This is a genomic window from Klebsiella sp. GB_Kp047 (genome assembly GCF_040065235.1).
In the GTDB taxonomy this organism is placed as follows: domain Bacteria; phylum Pseudomonadota; class Gammaproteobacteria; order Enterobacterales; family Enterobacteriaceae; genus Klebsiella; species Klebsiella quasipneumoniae.
This window is the reverse complement of the sequence record NZ_JBEAJG010000041.1, coordinates 314291-329361: the sequence shown is the minus strand read 5'-3', so window position 1 is coordinate 329361 and position 15071 is coordinate 314291. Positions and strand designations below refer to the sequence as shown.

The window sequence follows — 15071 nt, the reverse complement described above, 5'->3', positions numbered from 1 at the left end:
CGTCTGCCATCAGGGCAGACGCGCGATATTGGCTTTGATTACCGCAATCGACTGGCTGAACTTCGCCTGCTCTTCGTCGGCCAGCCGCAGTTCGATAATCTGCTCCACGCCCCCCTGGGCCAGCACCGCCGGCACGCCAGCCGCCGCGCCGCAGACCCCGTACTCACCGTCAAGAATGCAGGAGACCGCCAGCGCGCGGTGGCTGCCGGTAAAAATATTACGGCAGATCTCGGCGATGGTGCCTGCCACACCATATTCCGTACAGCCTTTCCCGGCGTAGATCTCAAACCCCAGCTTACGCACTTTGTCGGCCATCGCCTCGCGGTCGAGCGGCCGGCCGGTGCGCTGCTGGTAGAGGTCGGCTATCGGCGAGCCATACACCGAGGAGTGCGACCAAACCGGAAACTGAGTGTCGCCGTGCTCGCCGAGGATAAAAGCGTCGATGCTCTGGGCGCCAATGTTCAGCTCCTGCGCCAGCAGACGGCGCAGGCGGGTGGTATCCAGCCAGACGCCGGTGCCCAGCACCTGGCTGCGCGGCAGGCCGGAGAGCTGCCATACCTGCCAGGTGATGATGTCGCAGGGGTTCGTGGCTACCAGAAAGATGCCGTTAAACCCATTGGCCATCATCGTTGGCACGATGCGCTTCACTATCTTCGCGGTGGTGGTCAGTTCATCCAGTCGGCTCTGGCCTGGACGCAGCGCACCGCCGGAGACGGTGATCACCGCGATGTCGACATCAGCGCAGTCGCTAGCCTCCCGGGTAGAGATGGTCATCATCCCCGGCCGATAGGCCGCGGCATCGCTGAGGTCCTGAGCGTGTGCCTCGGCGCGCTGTTGGTTAATGTCGACGAGGATCAGCTCCTCGCAGATGCTCTGATTGAGCAGCGCGTAGGCCGCCGACGCGCCGACGTTGCCGGCGCCAATAATCATCACTTTACGGGCTTTGGTGTGCATATTCAGCTCTCAAAAACGAACGGCAGGGGATAAAATTACTGTGTTTCAGTGAGTTAGCGCAAGTGGTTGGCGGCAATATAAGTTAATGCTATGGCGGAAACCGTCCTGAGGCGCGCTACAGTGGCATAAAAAAAGGAGCTCACCTATGTATACCGTTACCGACATCGCCCCCACCGACGCCGAATTTACCGCCCTGATTGCCGCCCTCGACGCCTGGCAGGAGACACTCTACCCGGCAGAGAGCAACCATCTGCTGGACCTCGGCCAGCTGCCGCCAGAGACAGTGATCGCCCTGGCGATTCGCAGTCCGCAGGGCGAAGCCGTTGGCTGCGGGGCTATCGTCCTCAGCGCTGAAGGTTTTGGCGAGATGAAGCGGGTCTATATCGATCCACAGCACCGCGGACAGCAGCTGGGAGAAAAGCTGCTGGCGGCCCTGGAGGAGAAAGCGCGGCAGCGCGACTGCCATACTCTGCGCCTGGAGACCGGCATCCATCAGCATGCGGCCATCACCCTCTATACGCGCAACGGCTATCAGACCCGCTGCGCGTTTGCCCCTTACCAGCCCGATCCGCTCAGCGTGTTTATGGAGAAACCGCTGTTTGCCGATCTTCGTTCAGCAGGGCTATAAACGCCTCCAGCTGGCGGGTTTTGGCGCCCCGGCGCCACACCAGCCAGGTGGTGAGCCAGCGCCACTCTTCGGCCAGCGGCCAGGCGGATACCTGCTGATGGCCGGGCATACTTTCCAGCATACTGCGCGGGATCAACCCCAGGCCCGCGCCGGCGATCACGCAGGCCAGCATCCCGTGGTAAGACTCCATCTCGTGGATCCTGCCCGGGGTCGCTCTGTCGGCATGGAACCAGCTCTCAAAATGCCGGCGGTAGGAACAGTTGGCGCGAAAAGCGTAGACATTTGCCCCGTTCACTTCGCTGGCGCGGGCGATGGGCGCGTGGCCGTAGGGGGCGACGATCATCATCTCTTCAGGGAACACCGGCAGCCCCTCCAGGCCCGGATGCACCAGCGGTCCATCAACGAATGCGGCGCTCAGGGCTCCCTCCAGCACGCCGTCGATCATTGTCCCGGAGGGGCCGGTGGAGAGGGCGAGATGAATTTTCGGGTAACGCTGATTAAAGTGGGCCAGGGTGGTGGGGATCCGCACCGCCGCGGTGCTCTCCAGCGAACCGAGAGAGAACAGCCCCTGGGGTTCGTCGCCCGCCACCACCATTCGCGCCTCGTCAACCAGGGCGAGGATCTGCTGGCTGTAGCGTAAAAAGCTGTGGCCCGCGGGGGAGAGGCGCAGCCGCTGGTTCTCGCGAATAAACAGCTCAACGCCAAGATCAGCCTCCAGCTGGCGGATGCGGGTGGTGAGGTTGGACGGCACACGATGCACTTTTTGCGCCGCCTGGGTGATGCTGCCGGTGCTAGCGACAGCGTTAAACATCTCAAGTTGAGTCAGGTCCATACCATTCTTCTTTTGTGAATGCGTTGCTTAATATTATTCATTTTCAATGAATGGAAAGGTAAGCCAGAATACGCTCACTTCGCAAGCAACGAGAGAGAGAATAACGATGAATTTATCTGCAACGCACGCCGTCTCCGTCAACCCGACTACCGGTGAGGTGGTCTCCTCGCTGCCGTGGGCCAGCGAACGCGAGGTCGACGCGGCTATCGCTCTCGCCGCGGCGGGTTATCGCCAGTGGCGTCAGACGCCGCTCGCCGCACGCGCCGACGCGCTGCGCCGCATTGGGGCCGAGCTGCGCGCCCGCGGTGAAGAGGTGGCCCAGACGATCACGCTCGAGATGGGCAAACCGATTGCTCAGGCTCGCGGCGAGGTGGCGAAATCCGCCAACCTCTGCGACTGGTATGCCGAACATGGCCCGGCGATGCTGGCGACCGAAGCCACCCTGGTGGAAAATAACCAGGCGGTGATCGAATATCGTCCGCTGGGAGCCATTCTGGCGGTGATGCCGTGGAATTTCCCGGTCTGGCAGGTGCTGCGCGGCGCGGTGCCGATCCTGCTGGCCGGCAACAGCTACCTGCTGAAGCATGCCCCTAACGTAATGGGCAGCGCCCGTCTGCTGGGCGAAATTTTTGCCGCCGCCGGCCTGCCGGAGGGGGTTTTTGGCTGGGTCAATGCCACCAATGACGGCGTTTCGCAGATTATCAATGACGACCGCATCGCGGCGGTGACCGTCACCGGCAGCGTCCGCGCCGGAAAAGCGATTGGCGCTCAGGCGGGCGCAGCGCTGAAAAAATGCGTGCTCGAGCTGGGGGGATCCGATCCCTTTATCGTCCTGAACGACGCCGATCTGGATGAAGCGGTAAAGGCCGCCGTCACCGGCCGCTATCAGAACAGCGGCCAGGTGTGCGCCGCGTCGAAACGATTTATCCTCGAAGCCGGCATTGCCGAAGCCTTCACCCGCAAATTTGTCGACGCCGTCGCGGCGCTGAAGATGGGCGATCCGCGCGACGAGCAGAATTACGTCGGGCCGATGGCGCGATTCGATCTGCGCGATGAACTGCACCAGCAGGTCACGGCGACCCTCGATGAAGGCGCGACACTGCTGCTGGGGGCGGAGAAAATCGAAGGGGCGGGCAATTACTACGCGCCCACGGTCCTGGGCAACGTCACCGCCGGAATGACCGGCTTCCGCCAGGAACTGTTTGGTCCGGTGGCGACCCTGACCACCGCTCGAGATGCGGACCACGCGCTGGCCCTCGCCAACGACAGCGAATTTGGCCTGTCGGCAACGGTCTACACCACCGACGAAGCGCAGGCTCAGCGCTTTGCCCGCGAGCTGGAGTGCGGCGGCGTCTTCCTTAACGGCTACTGCGCCAGCGACGCCCGGGTGGCTTTCGGCGGCGTGAAGAAGAGCGGTTTTGGTCGTGAACTGTCGCATTTTGGTCTGCACGAGTTCTGCAATGCGCAGACCGTCTGGAAAGACCGTCGCTAATCTGCGTTTGCCCCTGACGACCGTCGTTCTCGTCTGCTATACTCGCCCACCAAAATTCGACGGTGGGCAAGGAGCCGCGTGTGGCGACGGTGATCAATAACGCAATGCTGGAAGCCATTCTGGCAGAAATCAGGCCGCTGATTGGCCGCGGTAAAGTGGCGGATTATATTCCGGCGCTGGCCAGCGTCAGCGGCGACAAGCTTGGCATCGCTATCAGTACAGTGGACGGGCAACATTTTGCCGCCGGCGATGCGCATGAACGATTCTCCATCCAGTCGATCTCCAAAGTATTGAGTCTGGTGGTGGCCATGAACCACTATCAGGAAGAAGAGATCTGGCAGCGGGTGGGGAAAGATCCCTCCGGACAGCCGTTTAACTCGCTGCTGCAGCTGGAGATCGAGCAGGGTAAACCGCGCAACCCGTTTATCAACGCCGGGGCGCTGGTGGTTTGCGACATGCTGCAGAGCCGGCTCAGCGCGCCGCGCCAGCGGATGCTGGAGATAGTCCGCCGCCTCAGCGGCGTGGCCGATATCGCCTACGATCCGCTGGTGGCCCGCTCTGAGTTTGAGCATTCGGCACGCAACGCCGCTATCGCCTGGCTGATGAAATCCTTCGGCAACTTCCATAACGACGTCACCACCGTGCTGCAGAACTATTTTCATTACTGTTCGCTGGAGATGAGCTGCGTCGAGCTGGCGCGAACATTTCTCTTCCTCGCCGACCGCGGCATCGCCCCGCACCTGGAAAAGCCGGTTATCGCGCCTATCCAGTCCCGTCAGGTGAATGCCCTGATGATGACCAGCGGCATGTACCAGAACGCCGGCGAGTTCGCCTGGCGCGTGGGGCTGCCGGCGAAATCGGGCGTCGGCGGCGGAATTGTGGCGATCGTGCCGCAGGAGATGGCGATCGCGGTGTGGAGCCCGGAGCTTGACGAGGCGGGTAACTCGCTGGCCGGGGTGGCGCTGCTGGAGAAACTGACTCAGCGGCTGGGGAGGTCGGTGTTCTGATGGTCGATCAGGATCGGTTGTTTGCTCGTCTGGCGCGCTCGACGTTTCGTTCGCGCTTCCGGCTGGGGATGAAAGAGCGGCAATATTGTCTCGATAAGGGACCGGAGGTCATCGACCAGCACGCCGCCGATTTCATTCGCCAGCGGCTGGCATCCGCCGAGCCGGCCAATGATGGCAAGCAGACGCCGATGCGCGGTCACCCGGTGTTTATCGCCCAGCACGCGACCGCCACCTGCTGTCGCGGCTGCCTGGAAAAATGGCACGCCATTCCCCACGGCCGCGCGCTGAGCGAGCAGGAACAGCGCTATATTGTGCAGGTGATCCACCGCTGGCTGGTGCTGCAGATGAACGCGCCGTCTGTGCGCTAATTTGCATTTGATCGGCGCCGGAGTATGCCTGATAAATATTCTCATGTTATGATAATCCGCTAACTAACTATTAACATAATAATTGCCTGAAACAATTAGACGGATAATTACTGAATGTCTTCACTGTCGATTCGGTCATTTACACTGTTTCGTGAAGAACAACCCGTGCGCGATGCACTGGTCTTATTTACGTTAACGCTACTGCTGCATTTTCTGGGCGCCATGCTGCGTCTGGTGCAGGAGCTCTCTTTCTTCTGGCCGCTCAACGCCGTGATGGCCGGGATTTTTGCGCGCTACGTATGGCTTAATCGCAGCTATTTTTATGCCGTCTGCTTTGCGGCAATGCTGGTCTATGACGGATTAACCTCGCGCTGGGGAATGGGCTTTGCCTCATTGCTGATTAACTTCTCCAATATTGTCTTTATTGTGACCCTGGCACAGCTGGTGCTGTGGGATAAACGACGCGCCGATTCCATGCCAGGCCCGATTAACGCGCTTAATTTATTCTGTTTCTGTCTGTTAGCCGCGTTGCTGTGCGCAGCGGTCGGCGCGCTGGGGTCGGTGGACGTCGAGCGCGCCACCTTTATCCCCCAGCTGGCGGACTGGTTTAGCGAGCAGTTCTCGACGGCGGTGCTTATCCTGCCGTTTATTCTGACCCTGACGCTGCCATCCGCGTTAAGCGGTTTTCGCTTTCGCCAGCTGCTGCCAGCGCTGGCGCTGGTGCTGTCGATTGCCCTCGGCGTGGCGGTGGGCGGCGCCGGCAGCATTACCTTCCCGTTACCGGCCCTGATCTGGTGCGCCGTGCGCTATCCGCTGCCGCTGACCTGCCTGTTGACCTTTCTCACCGGCATCGGCGAGATACTGCTGGTGGCCAACTCGTTAATTCACTTTTCGCCGGATACGCGAATGCAGCCGTGGCAGCTGTTCTCCACCCGCCTGGGGATCGCGGCTATGCTGATAAGCCCGGTGATCGTCGCCTCCAGCGTCGAGGCGATTAACATGCTGGTGAAGCAGCTGGCCCTGCGCGCTGATTTTGATTTCCAGACCCGCGTCTATTCCCGTTCCGGGCTGAGCGAGGCGCTGAAGCGCCAGGCGCTGCCGGCGGATAAGCTGCTGACGGTGATGGTGCTGGATATCGATGGCTTCAAGCGAGTGAATGATGCCCTGGGCCATGAAGGCGGCGATTGCGTGCTGACCCAGTTTGCCCAGCAGGTTCGACACCTGGTGGGCGAGCAGGGGATGGTCGCCCGTATCGGCGGCGAGGAGTTTGCCGTGGCCGCCGTCGTCGACAGCGCTCAGCAGGGCTATGTGCTGGCGGAGAAGATCCGCCACGGTGTGGAGTCGCAATCCTTCGGCCTCGGTCAGAACCCGATCCATCTGACCATCAGTATGGGACTGGAGACCCGCGAGGTGGGCCACGCCCGCATTACCGAACTGTTTAACCAGCTGCTGCTGGCGGCGGATGATGAAATGGTCAAAGCCAAACAGACCGGCCGTAACCGCATCTGTATGCCGGCGCTCACCGAAAGTGCGCCATAAGAAAATCCTATCAGGATCTCTCTTGTGTTAATTTTTGGTTAAAAACATAGTGATGTGGTCGATAACAGGGAGCTCTTATGACCACATCCTTTTCACTGCGCACGCTGTCGCGTGACGATATTCTTCATCATCTTCCGGCATTAAGCGATATCCTGGCCAGCTGCGTTAACGGCGGCGCCTCGGTGAGCTTTATGCTGCCTTTTAGTCTGCAAACCGCGACGACCTTCTGGCAACGTACCGCTGACAGCGTGGCGGCCGGGGAGCGCATCGTGCTGGCCGCCCTTGACGCTGACGCGCGCCCCGTCGGCACCGTGCAGCTGATTATCAGCCAGCCGGAAAATCAGCCGCATCGTGCGGATGTCGCCAAACTTTTGGTTCACCAAAATGCCCGCCGCCAGGGTATTGCCAACGCGCTGATGGCGGAGCTGGAGCAAACCGCTCGTCGGGAAGGGAAGACAGTGCTGGTGCTGGACACGGCGACCGGCAGCGGGGCGGAGCAGTTCTATGTTCGCTGCGGTTGGGAAAAAGTGGGGGAAATTCCGCGCTATGCGCTGATGCCAGACGGCAAGATGACTGCCACCTCGCTGTTCTATAAGTTTCTGCCCTGACGGCCGCTATTGCAGAATGCTTTGATCAAAACAGGGTTTCAGTGGTCGTAAAACCTGATAACTTATTGGACCAATTACTCAGGTTGTATGACTACTATTAGAGGGAACCCATTGTGAAAACATTAAACCGTCGTGATTTCCCCGGCGCGCAGTACCCTGACCGTATCGTCCAGTTTGGTGAAGGCAACTTCCTGCGCGCATTCGTTGACTGGCAGATCGACCTGCTCAACGAGCATACCGACCTGAATGCGGGCATCGTGGTCGTTCGCCCCATTGACACGGATTTTCCACCGTCTCTGAACACCCAGGACGGCCTCTATACCACCATTATCCGTGGTCTCAACGAGCAGGGCGAAGCGGTTAGCGACGCGCGGTTGATCCGATCGGTCAACCGCGAAATCAGCGCTTACGCTGACTACGACGCTTTTTTACGTCTGGCGCATAACCCGGAGATACGGTTTGTCTTCTCCAATACCACCGAGGCAGGCATCAGCTACCATGCCGGGGATCGGTTTGACGACGCGCCGCCGGTCAGCTATCCGGCGAAACTAACCCGCCTGCTGTTTGAGCGTTACCAGCATTTCGCCGGCGCAGCCGATAAGGGATGGGTGATTATCCCCTGCGAACTGATCGATTATAACGGTGAGGCGCTGCAGGCCCTGGTCCTGCGCTATGCCGCCGAGTGGCAGCTGCCGCAGGACTTTATCAACTGGCTCACCTCGGCGAACACCTTCTGTTCCACCCTGGTGGATCGCATTGTGACCGGCTATCCGCGCGATGAAGTGGCGGCTCTGGAGGCGCAAACCGGCTATCAAGACGCTTTCCTCGATACCGCCGAGCACTTCTATCTGTTTGTTATCCAGGGGCCCGCTTCGCTGGCCAGCGAGCTGCGTCTCGATAAGCTGCCGCTGAATGTGCGTATCGTCGACGATATCAAGCCCTATAAAGAGCGCAAAGTGGCGATCCTTAACGGGGCGCACACCGCCCTGGTGCCGGTGGCCTTCCAGGCTGGAATCGACACCGTCGGCGAAGCGATGAACGACGCGGAGATTTGCGCGTTTGTCGAAAAAGCGATTTATGACGAGATTATTCCGGTGTTGGACCTGCCGCGCGATGAGCTGGTGTCATTCGCCAGCGCCGTGACCGGGCGCTTCCGCAATCCCTTTATCAAACATCAGCTGCTCTCGATCGCCCTCAACGGCATGACCAAGTACCGCACCCGTATTCTGCCGCAGCTGCTGGCAGGGCAGAAGGCGCATGGCGCGCTGCCGCCGCGCCTGACCTTCGCCCTGGCGGCGCTGATCGCCTTCTACCGAGGAGAGCGGGAGGGGACAAGCTATCCGGTACAGGATGATGCTGACTGGCTGACGCGCTACCAGACGCTCTGGGCCCGCCATCGCGACGGTCAGATAAGCACCCGCGAGCTGGTTTCCGCTGTGCTCAGCGTGGAGTCCCACTGGGAGCAGGATCTAAGCCAGATCCCTGGACTGGTGGATCAGGTCGCCGCTGACCTTGACGCTATTCTGACCCGCGGAATGCGCGACGCCGTCAGGCCGCTCTGCTGATAGCGGAGTCTCTTCACCCGGCTGCGGCCGGGTTTATTGGCACTCAAATTAGTTACAACATACTTTTTTATTGTCCCGATAGAGCCGGTCAGCAGCCCGCTGCAAAAGGCTTTTTAGTGCCAAATCGCCCTGCGCAGGCGGGAATTATGGTTAAGCCGCTTGAACAAATATCTGCGCAGGAAAATAATGGCCTTAATACCTGGTTCCTGCCAATGTTCGCAGGCTAATTCATTCATCTGTAAGGAAACTCGCATGGTCATCGATATCCGGGAAGTAAGGCCGCATGACAAAGCCGAATGGCTTCAGCTCTGGGAAGGCTATACCCACTTCTACGGCAGTCCGCAGCCGGAAGAGGTGACCGAATGCACCTGGCAGCGGATGCTGGACGTGAACTCACCCGTGCTGGGCAGGGTCGCAGTGGTGAATGATACGGTGGTGGGATTCGCTATCTGCATTCTGCACGAAGGCACCTGGGTCACCACGCCAATCTGCTATCTGGAGGATCTGTTCGTCGATCCAGCTTTCCGCGGACAAGGCATTGCCAGAACGCTGATTAAGTCGCTGCAAACCGAAGGGACTGATCAAGGCTGGTCACGTCTGTACTGGCATACTCGCCGTGATAATCCCGCCCGCCACCTGTATGATGAATTCACCCCAGCTGACGATTATGTACGCTACAGGATCACCCTTGACTCCTGAAGCGATAAGATGCTGTTAAGCTTTTCCCGCTATAACAGGGGAAACAGGCTCAGGAGAAGCAACGATGGAAAAACGTCTCGAAACAGTGGTCAATCTGATAATGTTTCTTTCGCTATTGGCGACGGCCTGGGATCTGTCACTGGTGCATCATCTCGCCTGGTAGCAACTAAATAGCCTGAATCGCGGCGCCCTTGCAGGCGCCGCCTGACTTATTCACCCGCCATTTTGCCGGCGCTAAAACTCCAGTCCTCCAGCTGGTTAAACTGGATCACCACCATCACGTCCTGCGGGCTGACCGCCATCTCATCGGCTAACCGCGCGCAGAGCCGACGATAGAGACCCTGTTTCTGCGCCCGGCGGCGCGGTTTTCCGGCGAAAATATGAAACAGCACGAAGCGGTCGCTGCGACCGCCGCTAAGATAATGCGGGTCGTAAATGCGCTGCCCGTCGGCGGTCTGCTCGATAAACTGAAATTTGTCCGCCGGCGGCACGGCAAACTCCGCCACCAGACACTCATGGAATAGCGCCGACAGCTGAGCAAACTCCGCGGGACGCCATGCCGTACCAAGCGAAATACGGGTCAGAGGCATGGCGCCTCCTGCGCGTTCAGGCAGGTCAGGGCGCTGGCCGCCGCCGGCCAGCCGGCGTAGAACGCCAGGTGGGTAAATAATTCGACAATTTCCTCCTGGCTCAGGCCATTTCGATAGCCGTAGGCGATATGCCAGGGCAGTTGCTCGGTTTTGCCCAGCGCCGTCAGGGCGGAGAGGGTGATTAAGCTGCGTTCCCGGGGCGACAGCTCGCTGCGCGCCCAGATATCGCCAAACAGCACCGTTTCGGTCAGTTCTGCCAGTTTTGGCGCAATGGCAGCCAGCGTGTGGCGATCGACAGGGGTGGTATCCATGGTGACTCCCGTTACAGGTTGAAGTGGTCGTCACTGTCGCATGCTGAGGAATGTGTTGAATATCGCAATGTTCAGGATAATTGATCCTGAAAAACAGGAATGTTTGCTGGCTCGACTTGCTTATGTATTGTTTATGTTTTACTCCACGCTCAAGGCAACCCTCAGGCGGCTATTTTTCGCGCCACGATAAACAGACGTGGGAAGCGTAGAAGCACCATTCCGTTACACTGTAACGGATAGTGGTCGGCCAACGATGCCAAATAGCGGGTCAGAAAGGCGCTTTTGGCCTGCTCATCGAGGTCCGTCAGATAAGGTCGCAATCCGGTGCCCTGCAGCCAGTCGACTATCGCCTGATGAGAAGCGAGCGGATGAAGATAGGTGGTGCGCCAGATATCAACTTCACAGCCCTGTCGGGTGAGCAGATCGTACCAGGCGTCCGGCGGAAGCAAGGGCTGGCGGCCGCGGTCCGGCATTCCCAGCTCGCCGGCGACCTGACGCATCAGAGTATGGGAGGGCTCCTGCCAGTTATCCGGCATCTGCACCGCCAGCGTACCGTTATCCGCCAGCTGATTCACCAGATGCGGAAACAGCGTCTCATGATCCGCCAGCCACTGCAGCGAGGCGTTGGCATAGATCACGTCTGGCGGTTGCGCAGGCCGCCAGCTGGCGATATCGGCCTCGATGAACTCACAGTCGGGTAAGGCCCGCGCCGCCTGGTCCAGCATGGCCGGGGAGTTATCGATACCGACGATCGCCGCCAGCGGCCAGGCGGCACGCAGCAGGCGGGTACTGTTGCCCGGCCCACAGCCGAGGTCAACGACGCTCTCAACCTGCAGGTGAGCGATACGGGAAAGCAGGTCAGCCGCCGGGCGGGTGCGCTCAGCGTCAAACTGCAGATACAGCGAAGGATTCCAGTCAGCCATCGGGCGTTGTCCTGTGTGAGGGAGACAGGGCAAAGCATAGAACGCCCAGGGCCGCCTGTCAGGGGGTAATGATCCCCTGCAGCATCTGGTAGCGTGACACTGTCACAGATAAAATGGCATCAGCAGGCTATCGCGTGCGGTATGGGCACATTGTGAGGGGAAGCGGATTGGTCAGCATCTGCGCCCGCAGCGGGCGCAGTGGCTTATTCGGCGTTCTTCAGCGCTTCGGCGCGGCTGGCGGTGGCGTAAACAAAATCCAGCATCGGCTCGAGATCGGTATCGTAGCCGGCCTGAATAATCTTCCCGCGCAGCCATTCGATTTCACTGGTGATATCGGGATGGAAAATGTTGTTATCCTGCGCCCGGCGCAGCCATTTCAGCAGAAAGTTGTTCTTTCCTCGGATACCGCCCGACTTTTTCGACTTTCCGTGCATCTTCAGCGCGACCAGGACGCAGTAATAGAAATGAACGCGCTGATTAAAACTTTGGTGCATGTCTGTGTTTCCCGCCAGAATCAGGAATTCACCGTGTGGGTCAGTGATTCGGATTGGACTACGGCGGCGGGCTGGATCGTTGCGCGATCTCTGTTGTTTTCCGCCACCGTCCTTGCATCTGTCGCCAGACGCTGAGGGGGATGTTGGCACGGAAGCCGAATCGTCGTCAATTGCCGATTCGTTTTTTGCCGGTGTCGGCAGCCCGCGGCGATCCGCGAGCCGGGCCTGGCTACGTCCTGACCGCTGCCCGCTGTTGCAGATGTACGCGTAAAATCAGCAGGAAAGCGAACACGACGACGATCGCCGCCAGCAGATACAGGGTGGCGAGATCGTAGTAGCCGGCGACCCAGCCGGCCAGCGGCCCGGTCAGCCCCAGCGCGAGGTCAAGGAACGCCGAGTAGGTGCCGAGGGCGGTCCCCTGGTTTTGCTCTTCCACCTGTTTTACCGCCTCAACCCCCAACGCCGGGAAGACCAGCGAAAAACCCGAGCCGGTGAGGAAGGCGCCGATGCCCGCCACCCAGGCTGACGGCGCCAGCCAGATAAGCAGCAGACCGAGACATTCGATGACGAAGCAGGCCAGGGAGACCGGGACTCCGCCATAGCGGGTGATGGTATTCCCCAGCACCAGGCGAACACAGATAAAACCGACGCTGAACAGCGAGAGGGTAAACGCGGCGCCCTGCCAGCTGTGCGCGGCGAAGTAGAGGGTGATAAAGGTGGCGATAACGCCGAAACCGACGGTGCCAAAGGCCAGCCCCAGGCCATAAGGCCAGATTTTGCGCACCACCGCGTGGAAGGGCGCTCTGACGCCGGCGGTCACGCTGACGTCTTGCCGCGTGCGGGCGAACAGCAGGCCGATGGCGGCGACCAGCACCACCACCGTGGCAAAGCCGCTGATGCCGAAATAGTGGTTAAGAGTGACCCCCAGCGGCGCGCCCACCGCCATCGCCACATAGGTCGCCACGCCGTTCCACGAGATCACCCGTGATGTATGGATCGCGCCGACGGTTTTGATCCCCCAGAGGGTGGCTCCGGTGGCGGTAAAGCTCTCGCCGACGCCAAGAAATACCCGGCCCGCCAACAGCGCGGCAATCGCCAGCATGGGCATCGTCTGCAACATTACCGCCAGCAGCGTGAAGGCGCCGCTAAGCAGACAGCAGACGATCCCGAGGCTAACCACTCTTTTCGGCCCCCAGATATCGGTATAGCGCCCGGCGTGCGGCCGGCTTATTAGCGTGGAGATGTACTGCAGACTGATCACAATACCGGCGACAAAGGTGCTGTAGCCCAGCTGATAGTGAATATAACCCGGTAGAACGGCCAGTGGCAGACCAATGGAGAGATAGCAGATACAGGTAAAAACAACGATCGAAATGATGCGCAAATTAAGCTGCGTGGTGCTGACGGAAGTGCTCATAGGGATAAAGGGTTAATACATAGGGATGTTTAGCATAGCGCGCCGCGAGAAGGCTGGCGAGTCGGGAAGGCGTTTTATCGGTAACCGACGGGAACGTTGTCTGTCCGAAGGTAAATAATTGCTTTTGCAGCGGTTGACGCCAGCCCCGATCATCGTCAGCTCGCCGCCACATGCGACTCATCGCCCACCACGCCCCAGGCGCGGTTTTGCAGCACGGTGCGATAGCCGTCGCGGTCGACGAAAGTGACGCCGTTGACCTCCCAGTAGGGGTTGAACGCCGTGACGCGCAGAAACCCGGCGGCGTCCATGGCGCTGCATTGTGCCTCCCAGGCCTGACGCTGCGGATAGTACAGCACCAGCAGATCTTCATCTCCTGGCGAGGGGGTAACGGGATGGTGGCGGCAGTGGGTGAATTCCAGATGCCAGCTGGCATCCGCGGAGCCGATCATAATCCCGCTAAATCCTTCATGATCGGTAAAGCTGCCAAGTTCCTGCAGCCCCAGCCCGGCACAATACATGCTGGCGCTGGTCTCCAGTTCGCTGACCGGTCTGGCGATGCGCATGTGGCAGAACGACATATTGACTCCCATAAGGCGTAGGCCGGGTCAGGCGCAGCCGCCACCCGGCAAAAAAGCGGCGTCACAGCCGCGACCTGTGGCGAAAAGCGATTCTGTCGCTGTTGTCGCTCGGGTTGATACTGTAGCGGCAAAACGCCTCTGCGTTTGTCGGCAAGAGCTCTGGTTCGCCCCCTGCGCGTGTGTCACTGAATCCTCTTCTAGCTTAGCCGTTCGCAGCGCTTTGCAACAGGATGCGCCACTCGCTGAGGGCGGAGGTGCTGAACCCCTGACGCCAGATAAGCTGGGTGCTCGCCTCGCACAGCGGTTCGCTAAGGCAGTTTTCGGGAAGCGTCATCAGCGACAGCACGCTCTGCGGCAGCAGGCAGACGTAGCGCCCGGAGGCCACGCAGGCCAGCATGCTGTGATAGGAGCTAACCTCATGCACCTCGACGGCCGCCTGTTGCTCCGCCAGCCAGCGCTCTCCTAACGCCCGATAGCTGCAGCCGCTGGTAAATGCCGCGAACCGCAGCGGGCCAGCGCCCTGCGGCCGGACCAGCATCAGGGTTTCCTGAAACACCGGGACAGATTCCAGCCCGGGCGGGCATGTCGGTTGGCCATCCGGCCCTGGCGGCAGGCAGACCAGCGCGGCATCGAGGGCGGCGGTGAATACCCCCTCGGCTAACTGGCGGGTCGGCCGGGTGCTGAGGGTGACATCCACCTGCGGGCATTGCTGTTGGAAGCGGGTAAGCAGCGGCGGCAGACGGCTGGCGGCGGTCGCCTCCATCGCGCCCAAACGCAGGCTGCCGCCGGGTGTGGTCGGATGCAGAGCCTGCTTTGCCTCCTCCGCCAGGCTCAGGATCCGCCGGGCATAGCTGAGGAACTGTACGCCTGCCGGCGACAGTACCATTTTTTTGTTGCCGCGGACGAAAAGTTCCACGGCAAGCTCCTCTTCCAGCTGCTGAATACGGGTGGTGATATTAGACTGGGCGCGGCCCAGCCGTTTAGCTGCCAGGGTGACGCTTTGCGTGTCGGCCACCTGGATAAAAATCTGCAGTGTGCTGTGGTTCATATTTTTATTCTCAATATG

At 60.1% G+C, this 15071-nt stretch carries 17 protein-coding genes; 8 read left to right on the top strand and 9 right to left on the bottom strand.

Going from position 1 to position 15071, the window contains the following annotated elements:
• Positions 1-9: 9 nt before the first annotated feature.
• Positions 10-954 (bottom strand): L-lactate dehydrogenase, encoded by a 945-nt coding sequence (locus ABLV76_RS22145; protein ID WP_017900360.1) that lies wholly within the window; start codon positions 952-954, stop codon positions 10-12.
• 145 nt (positions 955-1099) lie between these two features.
• Between ABLV76_RS22145 and ABLV76_RS22140 the strand changes: the two genes are divergently transcribed.
• On the top strand, positions 1100-1582 hold the full coding sequence (locus ABLV76_RS22140) for a GNAT family N-acetyltransferase (protein ID WP_064177849.1): 483 nt from the start codon (positions 1100-1102) through the stop codon (positions 1580-1582).
• Here the strand turns inward: ABLV76_RS22140 and ABLV76_RS22135 are convergent.
• Positions 1536-2414, bottom strand: coding sequence for a LysR family transcriptional regulator (locus ABLV76_RS22135; RefSeq protein WP_348878479.1), 879 nt, complete (start codon positions 2412-2414; stop codon positions 1536-1538). The genes ABLV76_RS22140 and ABLV76_RS22135 overlap by 47 nt on opposite strands.
• Before the next feature lie 106 nt (positions 2415-2520).
• Here ABLV76_RS22135 and sad point away from each other — a divergent pair, with 106 nt between their 5' ends.
• From sad to ABLV76_RS22100, 7 genes are all read left to right on the top strand, one after another.
• On the top strand, positions 2521-3906 hold the full coding sequence (gene sad, locus ABLV76_RS22130; protein ID WP_004205961.1) for a succinate-semialdehyde dehydrogenase: 1386 nt from the start codon (positions 2521-2523) through the stop codon (positions 3904-3906).
• Positions 3907-3986: 80 nt separating this feature from the next.
• Positions 3987-4913: a glutaminase B gene (gene glsB, locus ABLV76_RS22125; RefSeq protein ID WP_004205960.1), complete on the top strand. Its 927-nt coding sequence runs from the start codon at positions 3987-3989 to the stop codon at positions 4911-4913.
• Positions 4913-5281, top strand: coding sequence for a DUF4186 domain-containing protein (locus ABLV76_RS22120; protein WP_348878478.1), 369 nt, complete (start codon positions 4913-4915; stop codon positions 5279-5281). Before glsB ends, ABLV76_RS22120 begins: the two co-directional genes overlap by 1 nt.
• A gap of 114 nt (positions 5282-5395) precedes the next feature.
• Positions 5396-6820: a GGDEF domain-containing protein gene (locus ABLV76_RS22115; RefSeq protein WP_192079452.1), complete on the top strand. Its 1425-nt coding sequence runs from the start codon at positions 5396-5398 to the stop codon at positions 6818-6820.
• 77 nt (positions 6821-6897) lie between these two features.
• Positions 6898-7428: a GNAT family N-acetyltransferase gene (locus tag ABLV76_RS22110; protein ID WP_049003686.1), complete on the top strand. Its 531-nt coding sequence runs from the start codon at positions 6898-6900 to the stop codon at positions 7426-7428.
• Positions 7429-7541: 113 nt separating this feature from the next.
• Positions 7542-8993 (top strand): tagaturonate reductase, encoded by a 1452-nt coding sequence (locus tag ABLV76_RS22105; RefSeq protein ID WP_348878477.1) that lies wholly within the window; start codon positions 7542-7544, stop codon positions 8991-8993.
• 252 nt (positions 8994-9245) lie between these two features.
• Positions 9246-9692 (top strand): GNAT family N-acetyltransferase, encoded by a 447-nt coding sequence (locus tag ABLV76_RS22100; RefSeq protein ID WP_017900367.1) that lies wholly within the window; start codon positions 9246-9248, stop codon positions 9690-9692.
• A 209-nt stretch (positions 9693-9901) separates the two neighbouring features.
• On the opposite strand, the gene ABLV76_RS22095 is transcribed toward ABLV76_RS22100, so the two are convergent.
• The 7 genes from ABLV76_RS22095 to ABLV76_RS22065 all read right to left on the bottom strand — a co-directional run bounded on the left by ABLV76_RS22095 (position 9902) and on the right by ABLV76_RS22065 (position 15053).
• Positions 9902-10282 carry a tautomerase family protein gene (locus ABLV76_RS22095; protein WP_004205951.1) on the bottom strand — a complete coding sequence of 127 codons (381 nt, stop codon included), beginning with the start codon at positions 10280-10282 and terminating at the stop codon, positions 9902-9904.
• Complete coding sequence (locus ABLV76_RS22090) at positions 10273-10593, bottom strand: carboxymuconolactone decarboxylase family protein (protein WP_004205948.1); 321 nt, start codon at positions 10591-10593, stop codon at positions 10273-10275. The genes ABLV76_RS22095 and ABLV76_RS22090 overlap by 10 nt, the downstream gene beginning before the upstream one ends.
• A gap of 161 nt (positions 10594-10754) precedes the next feature.
• Complete coding sequence (tam, locus tag ABLV76_RS22085; protein ID WP_264021329.1) at positions 10755-11516, bottom strand: trans-aconitate 2-methyltransferase; 762 nt, start codon at positions 11514-11516, stop codon at positions 10755-10757.
• Positions 11517-11719: 203 nt separating this feature from the next.
• On the bottom strand, positions 11720-12010 hold the full coding sequence (locus ABLV76_RS22080) for a hypothetical protein (protein ID WP_004205945.1): 291 nt from the start codon (positions 12008-12010) through the stop codon (positions 11720-11722).
• A gap of 229 nt (positions 12011-12239) precedes the next feature.
• Complete coding sequence (locus ABLV76_RS22075) at positions 12240-13427, bottom strand: MFS transporter (RefSeq protein ID WP_043519545.1); 1188 nt, start codon at positions 13425-13427, stop codon at positions 12240-12242.
• 155 nt (positions 13428-13582) lie between these two features.
• The gene (locus tag ABLV76_RS22070; RefSeq protein ID WP_004205943.1) at positions 13583-14005 is read right to left on the bottom strand and encodes a VOC family protein; all 423 of its coding nucleotides are present in this window, start codon (positions 14003-14005) and stop codon (positions 13583-13585) included.
• Between the two features lie 202 nt (positions 14006-14207).
• Positions 14208-15053 carry a LysR substrate-binding domain-containing protein gene (locus ABLV76_RS22065; protein ID WP_043519547.1) on the bottom strand — a complete coding sequence of 282 codons (846 nt, stop codon included), beginning with the start codon at positions 15051-15053 and terminating at the stop codon, positions 14208-14210.
• Between the last annotated feature and the right edge of the window lie 18 nt (positions 15054-15071).